Raw genomic sequence first — 18,433 nt, 5'->3', positions numbered from 1 at the left:
CTCTGTGTTAACAAGATCTCGGTACTCTCTCCATCATATTGATAATCTTTATACAAACCGATGACAAGCAGAGATCCGAGTGACCAAAATACTGCCTAACCTAATGACGCCCTTTGTTTTATTCTCATTGTTATTGGGAGCAGCAGGGCTGACTGCAACCCACTTTATGGCAGTGCAATTCCAAGAAAAAATCGTCACTCAGCAACTCGATGAAGCGGCGAATAAAGCCAATCTACAAATCGATTCTGAACTGGATAAATTCAAACAAATCCCAGATTTGCTCAGCCATGACCCGCGCTTGCTCTCTTATTTTGACTCATCACAACGCGCAGACAAGATTTCCGCTGCGCAGCTCAATCAATTGCTGTTTGAATGGTCGAATCAAAGCCAAGCCGACACCATCTATATTCACGACCCGAGCGGTACTGTGGTCGCTTCCAGTAATTACCAAAAGCCTCGTACCTTTGTCGGTGAGAACTTCTCGTTTCGTCCCTACTTTGCTTCTGCCATTCAAGGTAACAACACACAATATGTTGCGCTAGGCGCTCGCTCGAACGTACGAGGTTATTTTCTATCTTCACCTCTGTATATCGACAAGGAAATTGTAGGCGTTATCACGGTAAAAGTGAGTTTAGAGAACCTCGAAAACATTCTGACCAGCGACGACTTTGAGATCGTAGTACTCGACTCTAACCAAGTGGTCTTTCTATCAAGCCAAGCTCCATGGCTTTATCATTCATTGTTGCCATTAACGCAGCAACAACAAACGGATATCGCACTTCAACGCCAATACGGTCAAAGCGAAATTTCGATCATCGAAGCCTTTCGCTCTTCAAGCTCTCAGTCAGAAGCGAGCAACGCCAATCAATCTAGCAACCTTCAATCCAATGAAATCCGAAAAGAGCTCACCGCCAACCAATTATTCAAGCTTGGTGCTTTTAATCTTTACCCTGCAACGGTCAGCAACAACCAGTACCAAGTTGTCGCACTAAAAGAGACCAGAGCTGAGCTGATTAAAATCTTGCAGATCGATGTCATCTTCGTGGTGATTTACAGCTTGGTGGTGCTCATCGCTTGGTCGTGGCGCCAGACTTATCTCGCGAAAGTGGCGTTGACCCAGCTCAACCAAAACCTAGAGCAAACCGTTGATAAACGTACCCACTACTTGAAGCAATCCAATCAACAGCTGCAACAAACCCTTTTTCAATACCAAGAGTCGCAGTCCAAATTGAAGCAGACAGAACAAGAGCTGACACAAACCGCGAAATTAGCGGTACTCGGCGAGCTGTCAGCCAGCATTAACCACGAAATCAACCAACCACTTGCAGCATTGCGAACCTACAGTGAAAACAGCTTAAAGCTGCTTGAAATGGAACGAACCGATTTAGTGAAGAGCAATCTTGAGAAAATGATTGTCCTCAACAACACCATCACCGACATCATCGCGCGACTCAAAGTCTTTACTCGCAAGGTCACTAAACAAGAGCATCATGTGGCGAACCTGCACCAAGCGGTCAACAACGCGACCAGTATTCTCAGTGCGCTGATGATCAAGCAAGGCATTACGCTAAGGCTAAGCACGGTGCCAGGTGACATCAATATTGCGATTCATCCAACCGAACTCGAGCAAGTACTGGTGAATCTGATTCACAACGCGACTCAAGCGCTGCAACAACAAGTTCTTGAACAGAAAATCTTGCAGGAGCAACAAAACCTGGAAAGCGTTGACCAACAGGCTAGCCCACAGATAGGCATCGAATGGCAACTGCATCATGACGCTTGTCAGCTGATCATTTGGGATAACGGAATTGGCATGCAGGATGACAAACTAGAACAGCTGTTCGACCCGTTTTTTACCACCAAACCGGAAGGCTTAGGGCTAGGGCTTTCAATATCGAAACGGATTATTGAAGCGTATCACGGCACGATCAGCGCGAACCGGTTAGAGCCTTCAGGCATGGTATTCTCGCTAAGCATCCCGTTATATAACGATAAAGGCTAACACGCCGTTGTTATCGCTGATTAGAAAACGAATTCCACATACTGCTAATTTCACCTACAGCTAAGGACTCGACTTTTGCACTCTATGCCTAAACTCTATTTTGTCGACGATGAACCCGCCATTCGAGACTCCGTAGAACAAGCCATGCTCATTGAAGGCATCGATATCGTCTGCTTTCCCAATGCTATTGAGGCATTAAAGAAAATAGATACCACGCAAGCCGGAATTGTCATCACCGATATTCACATGCCGGTAATGGATGGCATTCAATTAACGCAAAAATTACTGAGCCAAAACCCTCATTTTCAGGTCATCGTGCTTACCGGGCATGGTGATGTGCAAACCGCGGTATCCGCAATGAAAGCCGGCGCTTACGATTTTCTGGAAAAGCCATTTGTGGTCGATGCCCTACTCACTGCCGTTAAAAAAGCCGCAGATAAACTAGCACTGGTTGAAGAGAACAACCTATTGCGCAAAGAGTTGGCAATGCAAAATCAGGTTGGCCCAAAACTGATTGGTCAATCTCCATCGATGCAGGCATTGCGCCGAGAATTGATCACCCTAGATACCAAAACCAACCCACTTCTATTGTTTGTTGGTGATTTAGGGACGGGGAAAAGGGTCACTGCACAATACACCCATGATTTACACAGTCATCAAACCGCAGAGCTTTGCCCTGTCGCAGCATTTAATTTGCCACGCAGTGACGAAGCGACATTCCATCAGTTTATTTTGCAACTGTTCTTGAAGCATCAGGGTGGAACACTCTATATCCATGAAACAGAAGCATTAACTCAAGATCAATGGCAGTGGTTAGCGAACTTAAAACCCACCCTACTTCGTGAAAACTCATGCAAGACCAATGCAACTTGTATCATTATCGCAACTACAGTAGTTCCTACTACAATTACAGGTGAACTGCGCCGATTTAATTTACTACCCTTGGCGCAAAGAACGGAAGATATTGGCTCTTTGTTTAAACACTTTGCTCGCGGTGCAGCCAGTCGCTATCAGTTGCCGCCACCCGCCATTACAGAAAAAGAGATTCAGCGACTCATTGCAACGCATTGGACGGAGAACATTCGTCAGCTTCGCCAACATGCCGAACTCAGAGTGCTGACTCAAATTAAGCAGCCGTCGCTCGACAGCGATACTAATGAGCAAAATGAACTCGATATGAGCATTGAAGAGCAACAACGGTCGTTAAACCAACGCACCGATAGCTTTGAACAAATTATCTTGATTGAGGCGCTACATCGCCACCAGGGCCGTTTAAAAGAGGTACAACAAGAGCTGCAGGTATCGCGAAAAACACTGTATGACAAACTAAGAAAGCACCAACTCGATAAAACGGATTTCAAGAACCGATAGGTCTTAAAAAATATATAAATTCAAAGATTTAAAGGAACAAAATCTTAACATTTATCAGAAGTAAGAATACACTCAATAGGCTTGCACTTTTATTTAGCGAACAAGGACTGTTATGAGTCAGAAAAATTTCAGCAAATTGAACGAGACCGAGCTTGAGTATGTCGATGATAAAACAGCGGCACTGCTCCTCAATACACCCACCAGTGCGCGTATTATGTTGTGGGTGATCGTTCTGTTTTTTATTGCTGCTATTGGGTGGTCTGCCTGGGCAGAGATCGACAAAGTTACCGTTGGCCAAGGCAAAGTCATCCCTTCCTCTCAGATCCAAGTGGTGCAAAACCTTGAGGGTGGCTTGGTTAAAGAGATCTTAGTTAGAGAAGGCCAAAGCGTTCAAAAAGGTCAACAACTACTATTGATCGATGACACTCGCTTCCGCTCAGACTTCCGCGAACGTGAACAACAAGTTGCCAATTTAACCGCCAATGTATTGATGCTTTCAGCCTCATTAACCAGTGTTGTTATCGACGAAGAGTTTTCTGTAGAAGAGTGGAAAAAAAGTGTGTTGCTTGATTACGGCAAGCTCGCCTTCCCACCTAAGTTCTACGAACTGCAACCTCAACTGGTTAATCGCCAAAAAGCAGAATATCGTCAAGATCTCAATAACCTAAAAAACCAACTTTCCGTTTTCGATCAACAAGTTGAACAAAAACAACAAGACCTTATCGAAATTAAAGCGCGTGTCGATAACTTAAGACAGAGTTACCGATTCGCCCGCCAAGAACTGGATATCACCAAGCCGCTTGCCGATGAAGGGGTGGTACCACGAATTGAATTACTTAAACTGCAAAGACAAGTGAACGACACTCGCCGAGAAATGACCTCAAGCGAGCTAAAAATCCCTCTTCTACGTTCAGCCATCAAAGAAGCGATGCTCAGCCGTATTGATGCCGCACTGAACTTCCGCTCCGAACAACAAGAAAAACTCAATCAAGCGCAAGATAAGCTCTCTGCAATGACCGAATCGGCTGTTGGCCTTGAAGACCGAGTAAACCGTACCGTGGTGGTTTCTCCGGTAACTGGCACCGTTAAAACATTGGGTATTAATACTGTCGGCGGGGTTATCCAACCGGGTATGGACATCGTTGAGATTGTACCGACAGAAGACTCGCTATTGGTTGAAGCGAAAATCGCCCCGCAAGATATCGCGTTCCTACGCCCAGAATTGACTGCCATCGTTAAATTCAGTGCCTATGACTTCACTAAATACGGTGGTCTAGAAGGCGTGCTAGAGCACATCAGTGCCGATACCACTCAAGATGAAGAAGGCAATAGCTTCTACATCGTGCGCGTGCGCACCGAAAAACACAATTTTGGACAGAACGAAGAGTTGCCAATCATTCCAGGTATGACTGCCTCTGTCGATATCATCACGGGTAAAAGAACCGTGCTTGAGTACATGTTGAAGCCACTATTAAGCGCTCAAAACAATGCACTAAAAGAGTAAGGACGTTTGATGTTTGATAACGCCTTTCAATACACAGCAAATAAACAAGAGCAGAGGCTATGAAGTCTCGGATTTCGCTATTGCTGCTGGTCCTCACCTCTTTTACCTCTGTGGCGCTCAACAAGAGCGACCAACGGTGGATAGATGCGGTGACCAAAACCTACGGCGATAGAGCCGGAAAGCGAGTGGCAACGTGGCGTTCAAATATGACGTCATACGACGGATTAAGTGAAAAAGAGAAGCTCAGGTCGGTGAACCAGTTCTTCAACCAGATGTACTTTGTCGATGACAACATACTGTGGGGAAAGAATGACTACTGGGCAACACCACTGGAATTTTTAGGCAGCAACGCCGGTGATTGTGAAGACTTCACTATCGCAAAATATTTCTCTTTGCTTGAACTGGGCGTCCCAGATAAGAAATTACGATTAGTGTACGTAAAAGCACTGGAACTAAACCAGTTCCACATGGTGTTAGCTTACTACTCAACACCGAGTGCAGAGCCACTAATTTTGGACAACTTAAACCCTGAAATTAAACGTGGTTCCAAACGCCCAGATCTACGACCAATTTACAGTTTCAACGGTAAAAACCTTTGGTTGATTAAGTCGGCAGCAGGCAGCGGCAAGTTGGCAGGGAAATCTTCAAGATTGAGCTTATGGAACGACTTACGTTCACGTGAGCGCTCTCTAAAATTAAACAAACCCATTATCAATTACGATGAGTAGGTACAATGACTTTATATAAACAGCTTGTGGTCGGGATGGTTGCAGTGTTCATACTGCTGATGACGTCAGTTTTTATGATCGAATTCAATACCACCCGTGGATACTTAGAGGAGCAGCAACGCTCTGAGGTAAGTAATACCATTAATACTGTTGGACTGGCTCTCGCCCCTTACCTAGAAGAAAAGGACAAGGTGGCAGTGGAGTCTGTTATCAACGCCCTGTTTGATGGCAGTTCTTATTCCGTCGTTCGATTGATATTTCTCGACAGCGGTGAAGACATTCTCCGCTCATACCCTGTAAAGCCAACTGGCGTACCAGAGTGGTTTACCAACCTAAACCTGTTCGAACCAGTTCATGACCGTCGCGTAATCACAAGTGGCTGGATGCAATTGGCAGAAGTCGAGATCGTAAGTCATCCAGGCCCTGCCTACGATCAACTTTGGCAAGCATTCATCCGCTTACTGAGCATCTTTGGCACGATCTTCTTGCTCGGTTTAGTGTCTATCTCTTGGATCCTTAAGCGTGCTTTACGCCCGCTGTCGTTGATCATTACGAAGATGGATCAGATCGCTAAGAATCAGTTTGGCGAACCACTGGCTCGTCCAAAGACAAAAGATCTGACCTTGGTTGTCGATGGTATCAACCACATGTCGACTCAAGTTGAACTGGCATTTAAAAACCAAGCGAAAGAAGCTCAGAAGTTACGTGAAAGAGCGTATATCGACCCTGTATCTCAGCTAGGTAACCGTGCTTACTACATGTCTCAGTTAACTCAATGGTTAGAAGAGTCGAGTTTAGGTGGTTTAGCGGTACTTAAAGCGGAATTTATTAGTGAAGAGTACGATGAAAAGGGCTATCAAGAAGGTGATGCCTTGGTTCATCAACTGGCTGAACAGCTGCAAGCTTCAATCTCATCACCAGACATCACCATCGCTCGTATTTCTAGTGACGAGTTCGGTTTCATCATGCCAAACATTGATGAGAGCGAACTGAAACTTGTCGCGAGCAGCATCGTAAACTGTATCCAGAGCCTAGGTTCAGACCCAACAGGCACTGCGAACCCACATATTGCTCTTGGTGTGACATACAGCAACAAGCGTAAAACCAGTACTGAAATCATGTCGCTGGTGGATAACGCACTCTCAAGTGCCAAGGCGAATCGAGAGCTTGCTTACGGCTACGTAACCGCAGACGATCACGGCGCTGTGATGGGCAAACAACAATGGCGCATGTTGGTCGAAGAAGCGATCATCAACGACCTCATTACCTTCCGTCTGCAGGCTGCAAACAATGCCTTTGGTAAAACGTATCACCAAGAAGTATTCTCTGCGATTGAAAAAGATGGCGTGCGTTACGGTGCTAACCAGTACTTATACGCGCTAGAACAGCTTGAAATGAGCCACATTCTCGACCAATACGTTATCGAGAAGATGATTGAAAAGCTCAATGCAAAAGAAGTAACCAGCCCTGTCGCTATTAATATTTCACCAAGCAGTATTTCTCAACCAAGCTTCATCCGTTGGATCGGTAAGACGCTTGAACAGAATGCTTCAATCGCCCACCTGTTGCACTTTGAGATTCCAGAAAATTGCTTCATCAACGTTCCGCACTACACGGCACTATTATGTAACACCATTCGCAACGCTGAAGCGGTGTTTGGTGTCGATAACTACGGACGTAACTTCCAATCACTGGATTACATCAACGAATACCGTCCAAGCTATGTGAAGCTAGATTACCTGTTCACACATAACCTTGATGACGAAAAACAGAAGTTCACCTTAACGTCGATCTCTAGAACCGCTCACAACCTAGGCGTCACCACCATCGCGTCTCGAATAGAAACTCAGACTCAGCTAGATATCCTGTCTGATAACTACGTAGAAGTGTTCCAAGGCTTCATTGTTGATAAATAGTTGTAAGGGTTATATCACATGCAAGATCCACTATTGAACTCACTGATCTACGTTAGCCGGTATTACGGGTTAGCTAACTCGCCCGAAGCGTTGATCAATGGGCTACCACTATCCGATGGAAAGCTAACCCCTTTCCTATTCCCTCGTTCTGCTGAGCGAGCAGGGTTAGTGGCGAAAGAAAACCGTTCCGACTTAGAAAAGATCCCTCACCTGATTCTGCCTGCAGTTTTACTGCTTAAACAAGGCGAAGCGTGCGTTCTCAACAGCATTGATTTAGAGAAGCAAGAAGCGGAAATCATTACAGCGGAAAGCGGAATGGTGCCGATCATCATTCCTGTCGAAGAGCTGAAAGAACAATTCATCGGCCGCTACTTCTTGGTAAAGAAACAGTTTCGCTATGATGAACGTTCACCAGAGGTTCTAAAAACTCGTAAAGGGCATTGGTTTTGGAGCACGATTTGGGAATCTAAAAACATCTACCGAGATGTGTTGATAGCCTCCATTCTGATCAACATCTTCGCGATAGCCGCGCCCATGTTCACACGCTTGGTGTACGACAAAGTAGTCCCTAACCTTGCCTTTGAGACTTTGTGGGTGCTAGCGAGTGGTATCTTTGTCGTATTCCTATTCGATTTGCTGCTCAAATTGATGCGCAGCTACTTCATTGATGTTGCAGGTAAGAAATCCGATATTCTCATTTCCTCCAAGCTGTTCAGTAAAGTACTGGGGATTCGTATGGAAGCGAAGCCTGCTTCTGTCGGTGCTTTCGCTAAAAACTTGCAAGAGTTCGAATCCATTCGTGAATTCTTTACCTCTGCAACCATTGGCTCGCTCATCGACCTCCCCTTCGCACTGATGTTCTTAGCGCTCATTTGGTTAATGGCTGGAAACCTTGTGTTTGTTCCCGTTGCTGGCGTGGTCATTTTGATCGTCTATGCATTGCTAATCCAAGGCCCACTGCGCCGCACCATTGAAGAAGGCTCTCGTCTTGCTTCGCAGAAGTACGCGAACTTAATCGAGAGTTTGGCAGGGTTAGAGACGGTTAAGCTGTTCAGTGCGCAAAGCCAATTCCAATTCCGTTGGGAAGAAGCCGTTGCTCACATGGCGAATTGGAATATCAAAAGCCGACGCATCACTGACAGCATCCAAAACACCGCCGGATTTGTTCAGCAAAGTACTAACGTAGGTATGATCATCTTCGGCGTGTACCTGATTGCGGAAGGTGAGCTTACGATGGGTGGCTTGATCGCTGCGACCATGTTGAGCGGCCGAGCGATTGGTCCTCTTGTTCAGTTATCTTTGCTTTCGACTCGTTACAACCAAGCGAAGTCATCAATGACTTTGATTGAGCAAGTGATGTCGATGCCTGATGAACAAGAAGAAGGTAAACGCTACATCCACCGTCCGATTATTCAGGGCCATATCGCACTAGATAAGGTGACGTTCCACTACCCAGATTCACCAGTGGCTTCTATCAGAGACTTAACCCTCAATATTAGCCCAGGCGAGAAAGTGGCGATCATTGGTCGTATTGGTTCAGGTAAAACCACACTAGAACGTCTGATTATGGGCCTCTACAAGCCCACAGAAGGCCATGTACGCATTGATGACACCGATATGGAACAACTGCATCATGTCGACGTACGACGCAATATAGGTTGTGTGCCGCAAGACAGTAACCTGTTCTACGGTTCAGTAAGAGACAACATTACTTTAGGTCGCCCTTTGGTGGATGACCGTGACGTGATGGATGCGGCAAACCGTGCAGGCGTAACCGCGTTTACTCAGCAAGATCCTGCAGGTTTAGAACGCCAGGTGGGTGAAGGTGGTGCTTTACTGTCTGGTGGTCAACGTCAGTCAATTGCCATTGCTAGAGCCTTCTTGGGCCGTCCGCCAGTGTTGTTGATGGATGAGCCGACCAGTGCTATGGATAACCGTTCTGAAATGCACATCAAGCACCAACTTAACCAATTGCTACCAAGCGAGACGTTAATTCTGATTACACACAAAACGTCGATGTTGGACATTGTCGATCGAGTGATCGTAATGGAGAAAGGCTGCATCATTGCAGATGGTCCTAAAGCACAGGTTCTTTCAGACCTTAAACAAGGCCGAGTGAGAGCCGTTAGTTAGAGCGCTCAAGCCACCTAAATAAATCATTATCAGTAGAAACCAAAAGGGGAGCATCAGCTCCCCTTTTTTATGCTCTTACAAAGCGACAAAAGAGGAACAAAGTCGCTGAACATTTTCTTATTTTCTTGTAGCCAAGTTGAGTAAAATACCAGGCTATCTATTAACAAAGGACTATTGGTGTCTAATCTCAACCTGCTTAGGTATTACCAGCGACTCATCCCTATTGGTGTCGGCAGCGAAATAAAGACCACAGTTCAAGAAGTGGCTGATTTTTTGTGCACATCACCTCGACATGCCCGTAATCTTTTATCGAAAATGCAGGAGCTAGTATGGTTGACTTGGCAGCTCAAAGCCGGTCGAAATCAACGCTCGACTCTACTATTGAACATAGAACTAAGCACCCTAAAAGAGAGCTTAACGCTAGAACGAATCCAACAAGGTAAATATGAGAAAGCATTAGCCATTCTCGATGAAGATGAAGCGATATTTGGCAGCCTACTGAAAACAACCTCCGGGACATCTGTTCAAGAAGGCCGAGTGAATATTCAACTGACATACAAACGAATGTTTGAGCGCATTGTCCCCCACCAATTACAACGCTGTAGTGAGCGTTTCTTTTTGCGTCAAGTTTATTGCTGCTTGGTATCCAGTCATGACAATGGCGTTGTCAGGCCTGAGCTCGCTCATCATTGGCGATATGACGAAGATAGCTGTCAATGGACGTTCCACCTTCGTCCCGGGCTCACATTCCACAACGGTGAACCAATAGACGCAGATACGATTGTGAGTCTCTTTGCCAAGCTCAGCACCCTTCACTATTATCAAAAAGAGCTAGCGCATGTCACCAATATCGTGGCGCCACATCCCTTAAAGATTGTATTTACATTGAGCAAACCTGATCAAGGGTTCGCTGGGCTTATTTCAGGCGTCAAATACGGCATTCAGCCAGCGAGCCAAGTGAATATTGCAAACAACAATTCGGTGATTGGAAGTGGGCCATTCTCGGTTGTCGAGCACGATAAAAATAAACTAAAGCTGCAAGCGTTCGATGGCTACTATTCGTGTCGTGTGTTAGTCGATTTAGTGACGATTTGGATCGTCAATGATGAGAAGATGGAGAACCCATCGCTATCAAGAAATTCACCTATACAAGTATCTGAAACCACGAGCGGTATTGAGGTTTCAATACAAACGCCTAATGCCTCTCACTCGACTCAACACAGTCGAACTGAAGACGGTTGCTTATTCGCTCTATTCAACCAGCATACGAAACATCCATTAACACGCGCCCAACGTCGTTACATCACGGAGCTAATTCACCCCCAGCGACTGCTCGAACTGTTTCGTAAAGAGAAAACGCATTATGGCAGCGTACTAGCCAACAACTTATTACCCATTTGGAGCCCCGTATTGCGCCCGTTTGGTGAAGTCAGCGCGTTACCAAAATCTATCACCATCGCAGGTTACAACTACACAGCATTGCGTCGATGCGCTCGCGCTATCTCTTCTGTACTTATCGATCACGGCTGTAAGGTTGAAATAGTAATGTATTCCTATAGAGAGTTGAGTAAAAAAGCAGAGAACGGTACGCTCAATGAAACTCTGATCTTAACGAATACCAATTTGGATGATAACCGTCATGCTTCAGCGTTTTCTAACTTCTACAGCAATAACGTTTTGTACCATACTTTGGGAGAGGTAAATGCAAGATGGCTTGATGAACAATTAGAAGACGTTGCACTCACTAATTGGGGATGGCCAAATATTCGCTCGGTGTGGTCTTCTGATTAATGAGGTATCGTGAGTGACAGCAAGTACATATTCTATCTAATAACCTCAAAGGCGGCTCAATAGCATTTCCGAGAAGGATATTCTTGATAACAAAAGAGTTGGCGCCCTCTAGAGTACCTATTATAAAGCAATATCCTCTTGCTCCATCTTGAATGAACATTGGATCTCGTATTGGTTGAATGAGAAAACACTTCCGCCGTGGGTTCGCTTGGTTGTGACTGTCTCATCACCAAATTGAATCGTCACTCGGGTATACACTTTTTCGTGTACCTCTACAGTGCATTCAGCAAGGTTGGTTTCAAACTCCGCTTCGAGTGTATCTAACTGCGATTTTGTATTTTCAATTGCGAGGTTGTTCTTCTCTCGTTGCTGCTCAATTTCTAGAGCTTGCTCTTCGCTTCTCTCGGCTTTCGGGCGCTTCTTAAATTCTAACTCTTGGCGAATCACACCCATGGTTTGCTCTTGAGTGTGTTTATAAGTTTCCTTCAACTCGGCTATCTTTTGGCGGTAGCCATCGTAGCGTGCAAAACCATGTACCTTGGTTGCGGTATCTCCCTCAACGCCTAAGAAGACACATTCTACTTTCCCGCCGACTTTAGCTTCACCACCGCTGAGCGTGCCATGCTTTTTCAAACTGTCCATCACGATAAGGTTGTTACCACAGCGAATGTCATTACTCATACTGTGCACACCAAGTCGAAGGTCGTTGGCCGTTTGCAGCTCGGCATTCTGTGCGTAGCTTGCTGTGATAGAGCCTTTACTGAATACCCTACAACTTTTTGGTGCACCCTCTTTGGTCGTGTGGCCGATAATGCCTTTCGCGACTTTGATATCCCCCTGGGCTTGAACTTCGGCCGATTCGATAAAGCCACCCACCGTAACACTTCCGGTCGCCTTGACGATCATACCCGGCTCGATGTTGCCAGAGACAAAGACATTACCTTTAAATTTAACGTGCCCAGTTGAGACATCGACGTTGCTGACACATAAGGCGTCATCCACTTCGATGGTTCGATCTTTAATGATGGGCAATCCAGGGTGTGAGGCGAGTAGTAAATTGGGATCTTCAGGGGAGATGTAGGTGCCCTTTCCAGGCTTGATTAAACTGTCTTGTCCAGGAAGCGGTGGGATAATTCGGCCTTGAACGGTAAAGCCAGCGACACCTTTGGTAGCGGGGGTACGCTTCATTAAGTGATCATTTTGACCAACGGTAATGGTTTGTCCCAAGTCTCGCATATCAATCTTGCCTTCGTCTTTGCTGCGAGGCTTCAAGACTTGGCGAGTAATATCTTCAACCAAAGCGGCAAACTTAGCGTCTTTACCTTTTACTGGTTGTGTCCCTTTAGCGACGGGCTGAGTAAACTTTTCACCGGGCTTAAGTTTGCTGCTCATCATCAGAACTTTTCTGAGCGCTAACTTATTTATTCCTTTTGTTATTTGAGCTTGAGATAAACAATGGATGATGTCGCTGCCACGCAGTGGGTGTCCATTATATGGACCAGTAACTACAAGACTCGCCAACATCTCATCATCAGACAGTTCGACCGCAACAGTGGCATTTCGAGCTTCAGCAATCAAGATTCCTTCATAAGCTTCACCCTTACCTTCTTTAGCAAGAGTAACGAAACGCAAAACCTCTTCTTCGAAAAGAAAATAGTTTGATGCATTCAAAGCTTCCAAGGTTGGTGGCAGCGTCTTGTTATCAAAGCTTGCGTCAACCACAGTCCCGGTTGGCAGACATGCCATCACTTGTTGCTTGTCTTCCGACAATGTAACGATGTTATCCCACATTCGAATTGAGTATCCCTAATGACTCAGTTGTTATTCAGTCTATATAATTCATTCTGCGCTGAGTATCACATTATTAGAATAATCAGCGTCACATCACTTACTTTCGATTCTGCAAACATGACTCATAAATAAGACTTACACATTTTATGATCTGCTTCGCCTTTACAAATACATAGGAAAATTTTTTCAGAATATTTCGTGTGATTGAATGTCGATTCGATATTGGTGCAAGATAGTAAAGGCGAATAGCTTTAAAAGATTAAAGGCTGTCATGGAGAGATGAAACAGAAGTGATGTAACAGATAACCAGGGTAAAAACGGATTTCAATATGGAGCTTCAGTTTACAGTGTAAATCCAATATTCTAATTTACACTGTAAATCTAATTTATAGCGGTCGGTCTATTTTATTGATGGCCTGTCTATTTACAGTGTAAATTTGCTAGCAATGCATCGACATCTTTACGAAACTGAATCTCTGCTTGTTTGCGACCAACAAGATTAAACTGTTCGACACAAGTCCCCCACTCTTTCTGCTGAACAACCTTTGCGATGAGTAAATCAGAAATACCTATGTTTCGATCGTTACTGAGTAGAATCAAGTTCAGTACGCTGAAGCTGATCGCATCATAACTGTTGCCACCGTTCACGTAATTTCTAACTAACTGAGTTTCAAACTCGCTAACGGTGTGGGCACTCTTTGGCAGCAGTGCGCGCACCATATCGGTTTCAAGTGAAACCAAAGAACCTGAAACAAGAAAACAGTAGCTACACTCGAAGTGATTTTGAACTAAGTTAATCCAGCTTTGAGAGTTTGATTTAAGCGCCTTAACCATCAGAACCGAGTGACAGCCGCTGGCCTGATCTCGCTGGTGGCCGATGTGTACAGCTTCGAATTCACTACCACGCCAAAAAGAAATCAATTCGCTGGTCGCGCCAAAGCTTGTCGCCAGATAATCTGCTTGGCTGGTTTGCTGTGATAACTGAGCCAACATCCAACGGCCAATACCCAAACCTTGATGACGCGCTGAAACAGCAATGCGCATAACTCGAAGGCAACGACTGCTCGCCGCCTGAGTACAACCAAGTTGGTTTGCCAGTAATACAGGAGCAAGGTGACCTTGAGGCCTGCGTTTTCCAAGTTGAATTTGAGCAATCAACTCGCTGTCCAAACCTCCCTCTTCCGTCACCAACATACACCCTAAACATTCATCTTTCTTCCAAGCGGCGTATAAACGGATTGCTGGATTGTTGAGAAACTGCATTAAGTCATTAGGCGAGGTCTGATAGTGCGCATCCACAAGAAGAGAAAAACATTGTTGTAGCTGCTCAGGATTAGCCAAGCATTCTGCTTTTGATAACTCGACTAGGTCTAATTGATTGATTGCCTCGGTAGAAAAGCCATCGAGTTCATCAACCGCCGATTCAGTGAGTGATGCGTCATTACCAAGTAAGAAGCAATCAAACAACCAAGCTTCTAGCGGATCGTTGTTGTTCCAACGAATCGGTTGTTCGAGCTTAAAGCCTTTCCACCCCGGACGATACTCAGAAAGCCAAGATTCAAACTTAATTCCGAAGCCTCGTCCACTGCCTTCGTAACCATGTACCGTGGTTGAAAAGATCATACGGTGATAGATGTCGACCATGGATTTAAGCATTGGGATTGGAATGGCAGCTGCTTCATCAACCAATAACAGATCGCAATCAGGCTTAGATTTAAGTAATTCATCTGCTGCGACGAATCTTAAACTGCCACCTTGATGACGAATGTGAGTAGCGTTTACCACTTCGCAAGATTCTAACCCTTGGCTAGCATGAGAAAATACCGGCTCTACCGCTTTCACTGAAGGCGCGGTAACAATAATATTAAACCCGTGACGCTCAACTAACAGCTGCGCTGCGGCAATACCCAGTGTCGAGCTTTTACCACGCCCTCTATCCGCAGTGAGAATCAAAGGACGTTTACGATGTCCAGACACTACTTTTTTCACTAATTCAACAGCCGTGTTTTGCTGTTCAAATTTATCCAATCCGTTTTGGGCGCTTTGCATCTGAGGAAGAGCGTGAGTTGCTTGAACTACATCGCCGGCTTCATTGTGTTGTGAAACAGAAATCAGTTTTTCGAAATGACGTTTTAACCAACTTTGACCAAAGCTCTCACTATCTTCAGAGGCATCAACTTGTGGCGGTAACACCAACAACAGCCCACCACCAACTAACGAACCCAGCGCAGCACTAAAACCATTCGCATCAAACTGCTCTCTAAAGTCACAAACAAGAACTTGGCACTCACGACCAAGCAGTTGTTGGCCTTTTTTTACTGGAGCATTAATCACACCTTCAAATGGCGTACCGCCAATCTGGAAGATGCTCGGAGTGTGTGAGTCTTGAAGGAAGGTAAAAACAGCTGAGTTTTGCCAATCAAAATCGCCATCAAAGACCACGCCGTAACGGTGATCGTTATGTTGAGCGATATTAGAAAGTGTATGCAGAAAAGTGTTGGTTGGGTTTGTCATAGTTAGCGTCCAGATTCATCTAAACACAGTTTATCACAGCCAAATAAAAAGCCGCATTAAGCGGCTTTAGAGGAGTAATGAAAAGTCGTCGACTTAGTCGAGCTTCGATTGAACGAAGGCGAGGATTTCTTCCATTGTTGCATCATCAACTTTCTTAAGGTTCAACGCCAAGTTTGAACCCTTACGGCTGTATGATGCGCGACCCTTAATAAGCTCAAATTTTGGAGAAGCTTTCTTCGCTGGCGCTGGCGCCAATTCAAGAATCCAACCTTCCAAAGTTTCTGTCACGTCTTTGGTTAGACGAGTTACGCCTTGAGCTTCGCTACGCTGCCATACGAAACCTTCAGAAGCATCACACTTAGTCAGCAGTGTTTGCTGCTGTTCACTCGTCAATCCACCAAACTGCTTGTGTAGCTTAACAATAGTTGGACGACCAAGGTCGCTCACATTTGGGTAAGCTTGTAGCAATTCAAGTGGTAGAGCAGCTGCTTTCAATGCACCACTCACCAAAGCTTCGCTGCACTGGAACATTTTCGCCAGTGCTTTCTGGTCTTCAGCTTCGCCTTTATCCAGCTTCGCTTGCATCTCTTTGCCCTTCTCGTAAAGAGAAAGCGGTTTATGAGCGTTAGCTACGTCTGATAGGAACTTAGCGTGTTCGCCGTTAATGTTTTCAGCAACATAGATTAAGAACTCTTTGTCAGCCAAAATACATGACATACGACGACGGCTACCATCAAGAACTTCAATCTTACCGTCTTTGTTCTTACGACCAACCGCTGGGTATTGCTGACCACGTTCTTTCAATGTTGTAAGAACATCAGAAAGCGCATGCTCGTTTAAGAAAGATTGCTCACGAGCATTATCTTCAAAAACAACCGTTCGAGTTGCCACTTCAGCCGCAGGAATTCGAACCAATTCAAATGAAACCAAATCTTCGCCAGCAACAGAAAGCTCAATCACTTGAGCCTGTTCTTTTGCCGCTGTTTGCGCTTCTTGTGGTGTTGCTACGCGACGTTTGTTTGCTTTACCAAATAGCTTTGCATTTAAGTCAGATGTTTTAATTGCCATTGTTGTTATCCCTGATTAAGTGAAGGCCAGTTGCTATGTAATACGCGCTCTAATTCTAAAGCACTTTTTTGTACTGCGTCTTGAGCAACAGCTAGAGTTTTCTTACCGCCCTCAAAGTCGCTCACCGTTAGATCGAAAACCGTGCTGTAAGTGTCGGCACAGGTTTCAAAAGCACGGCTTCTTGGAATGGTTGCCATCATTACTTGGTCATTCAACAGGTAGTTCATTTCAGTCAGAACTGACACTTGTTTCTTGTTGTCGTCTTCAAACATGGTTGGCATTAGACGAACAAATTCGAGTCCTTTCCAGTCATCCGGGAACATTTCGTAAACCGTTGGTAAGTGCTGGAAGAAGTTAACCGTTGAAGCCCAATCCAAACGCTTAGCTGCACATGGAATCAGAAGTGCGTTCGACGCATACATTGCATTCCATACTAGAGGGTCAACGTGCGGGCCGGTATCAATCATAATCACATCGAAATCATCGGCGATTTTGTCGATAAGCTTCTCTTTTAATAGACGAACAATATCAAGTGACTGATCTTGTGAAAGGCTTTGCCACGCTTCAGCGTTAAACATCGCATCTTCTGGGAATGCAGAAATTGTCTTCAGGTTTGGATACTGAGTTGGCAATAGTACGTTCTTACGAAGAAACTCTAGATCGACGTCTTGGCCTTCAGGCACGTTGTCCAACATGATATCGACAGCAGAATAGATGCTGTCGTGCTCTGCCCCACTAATTTGTGGATTTAGGAACAGACGTAAAGAGCCCTGTGGATCCAAGTCAATCAGACAGATACGGTAGCGCTTATCTAGATTCAGAGACAAACAAGCGGCTAAGTGAACCGCTGTCATTGATTTACCCGTACCACCCTTCTGGTTTTGTACGTTGATAATCCATGGTTTATTGTCAGCGTGCTGCTTACGTTCATGGAACTTCGGCACTTCTGCCGCGTCCATCAACATGTGAGCTTCTGTCAATGAAATCGAGTAATGATTGGCGTTGTTCTTTGTAAACTGATGGCCATCAGCTTCAAGTTTAGTGATCGCTTCATCGAGTTTACGACGCGTTAAACCAGAACGAGTCTCCATCATAGCTTTAGACATTGGAGGGAAATGTTCATCACTTCGCTCTTCCAAAATAATCTCAATTCGGTCAGCCTGAACTTGTTGAGTTTGTTCGGCTAGCTGATAGAGCTTATCAATCGTTTGTTCTCTTTTCATTGCCAGTTTCCGTAATGATTAACTAAGTACAAATTGTACAGCGATTAACAACAAACACAACAAAAACATGAACATACATTTATGAGTAAAATCACATAAAATAGACCGCGTTTTTACAATTTGATGAAACATCGCCTTATACAAACACAAAAAAATCACCGTTTTTATCATGCATAACCATGTTATTTCCACCCTACATTTAAAATGTTACAGCATCACTTATTTACAATGTAAATGGAATTTCAGAGAAAAACCTTCGGAACGATTGAAATACAACCGTAGATTACGGTTGGTGTGATTTGCATTCGAATTTATAGATTTTCAATACAATAAAAATAAAAAAACGCTCAATGAACAAAAAGATTCAAAACAGAAGAGAAGATGGGGTGTCA

At 44.8% G+C, this 18,433-nt stretch carries 11 protein-coding genes; 7 read left to right on the top strand and 4 right to left on the bottom strand.

Features of this window, described 5'->3' with window-relative positions; translation table 11 throughout:
• The first annotated feature begins 79 nt into the window (after window positions 1–79).
• The 7 genes from AB4484_RS05500 to AB4484_RS05470 all read left to right on the top strand — a co-directional run bounded on the left by AB4484_RS05500 (window position 80) and on the right by AB4484_RS05470 (window position 11,445).
• Window positions 80–2,002: an ATP-binding protein gene (locus tag AB4484_RS05500; protein WP_372076832.1), complete on the top strand. Its 1,923-nt coding sequence runs from the start codon at window positions 80–82 to the stop codon at window positions 2,000–2,002.
• Window positions 2,003–2,086: 84 nt separating this feature from the next.
• Entirely contained in the window at window positions 2,087–3,373 is a 1,287-nt protein-coding gene (locus AB4484_RS05495; protein WP_372076989.1) for a sigma-54-dependent transcriptional regulator, read from the top strand.
• A 112-nt stretch (window positions 3,374–3,485) separates the two neighbouring features.
• Window positions 3,486–4,877 (top strand): HlyD family type I secretion periplasmic adaptor subunit, encoded by a 1,392-nt coding sequence (locus tag AB4484_RS05490; RefSeq protein ID WP_048610191.1) that lies wholly within the window; start codon window positions 3,486–3,488, stop codon window positions 4,875–4,877.
• Window positions 4,878–4,936: 59 nt separating this feature from the next.
• Window positions 4,937–5,605, top strand: coding sequence for a transglutaminase-like cysteine peptidase (locus AB4484_RS05485; protein ID WP_019823329.1), 669 nt, complete (start codon window positions 4,937–4,939; stop codon window positions 5,603–5,605).
• Window positions 5,606–5,610: 5 nt separating this feature from the next.
• Window positions 5,611–7,521 carry a LapD/MoxY N-terminal periplasmic domain-containing protein gene (locus AB4484_RS05480; protein ID WP_048610189.1) on the top strand — a complete coding sequence of 637 codons (1,911 nt, stop codon included), beginning with the start codon at window positions 5,611–5,613 and terminating at the stop codon, window positions 7,519–7,521.
• An 18-nt stretch (window positions 7,522–7,539) separates the two neighbouring features.
• Window positions 7,540–9,654, top strand: a complete 2,115-nt coding sequence (locus AB4484_RS05475) for a type I secretion system permease/ATPase (protein WP_017061209.1) — start codon at window positions 7,540–7,542, stop codon at window positions 9,652–9,654.
• Between the two features lie 177 nt (window positions 9,655–9,831).
• Window positions 9,832–11,445, top strand: a complete 1,614-nt coding sequence (locus tag AB4484_RS05470; protein WP_372076829.1) for an ABC transporter substrate-binding protein — start codon at window positions 9,832–9,834, stop codon at window positions 11,443–11,445.
• Between the two features lie 120 nt (window positions 11,446–11,565).
• Here AB4484_RS05470 and AB4484_RS05465 read toward each other — a convergent pair whose 3' ends face one another.
• From AB4484_RS05465 to AB4484_RS05450, 4 genes are all read right to left on the bottom strand, one after another.
• A complete protein-coding gene (locus tag AB4484_RS05465) occupies window positions 11,566–13,236 on the bottom strand; it encodes a FapA family protein (RefSeq protein WP_372076827.1) in 1,671 nt (556 codons plus the stop codon).
• Between the two features lie 420 nt (window positions 13,237–13,656).
• The gene (locus tag AB4484_RS05460) at window positions 13,657–15,750 is read right to left on the bottom strand and encodes a GNAT family N-acetyltransferase (protein WP_372076825.1); all 2,094 of its coding nucleotides are present in this window, start codon (window positions 15,748–15,750) and stop codon (window positions 13,657–13,659) included.
• A 93-nt stretch (window positions 15,751–15,843) separates the two neighbouring features.
• Complete coding sequence (locus AB4484_RS05455) at window positions 15,844–16,818, bottom strand: ParB/RepB/Spo0J family partition protein (RefSeq protein WP_372076822.1); 975 nt, start codon at window positions 16,816–16,818, stop codon at window positions 15,844–15,846.
• A gap of 5 nt (window positions 16,819–16,823) precedes the next feature.
• Window positions 16,824–18,041, bottom strand: a complete 1,218-nt coding sequence (locus AB4484_RS05450) for a ParA family protein (RefSeq protein WP_017061213.1) — start codon at window positions 18,039–18,041, stop codon at window positions 16,824–16,826.
• Window positions 18,042–18,433 lie beyond the last annotated feature (392 nt).

It is taken from the genome of Vibrio sp. 10N.261.46.A3 (genome assembly GCF_041472995.1).
In the GTDB taxonomy this organism is placed as follows: domain Bacteria; phylum Pseudomonadota; class Gammaproteobacteria; order Enterobacterales; family Vibrionaceae; genus Vibrio; species Vibrio coralliirubri.
This window is presented reverse-complemented; position numbering and strand designations above follow the sequence as displayed.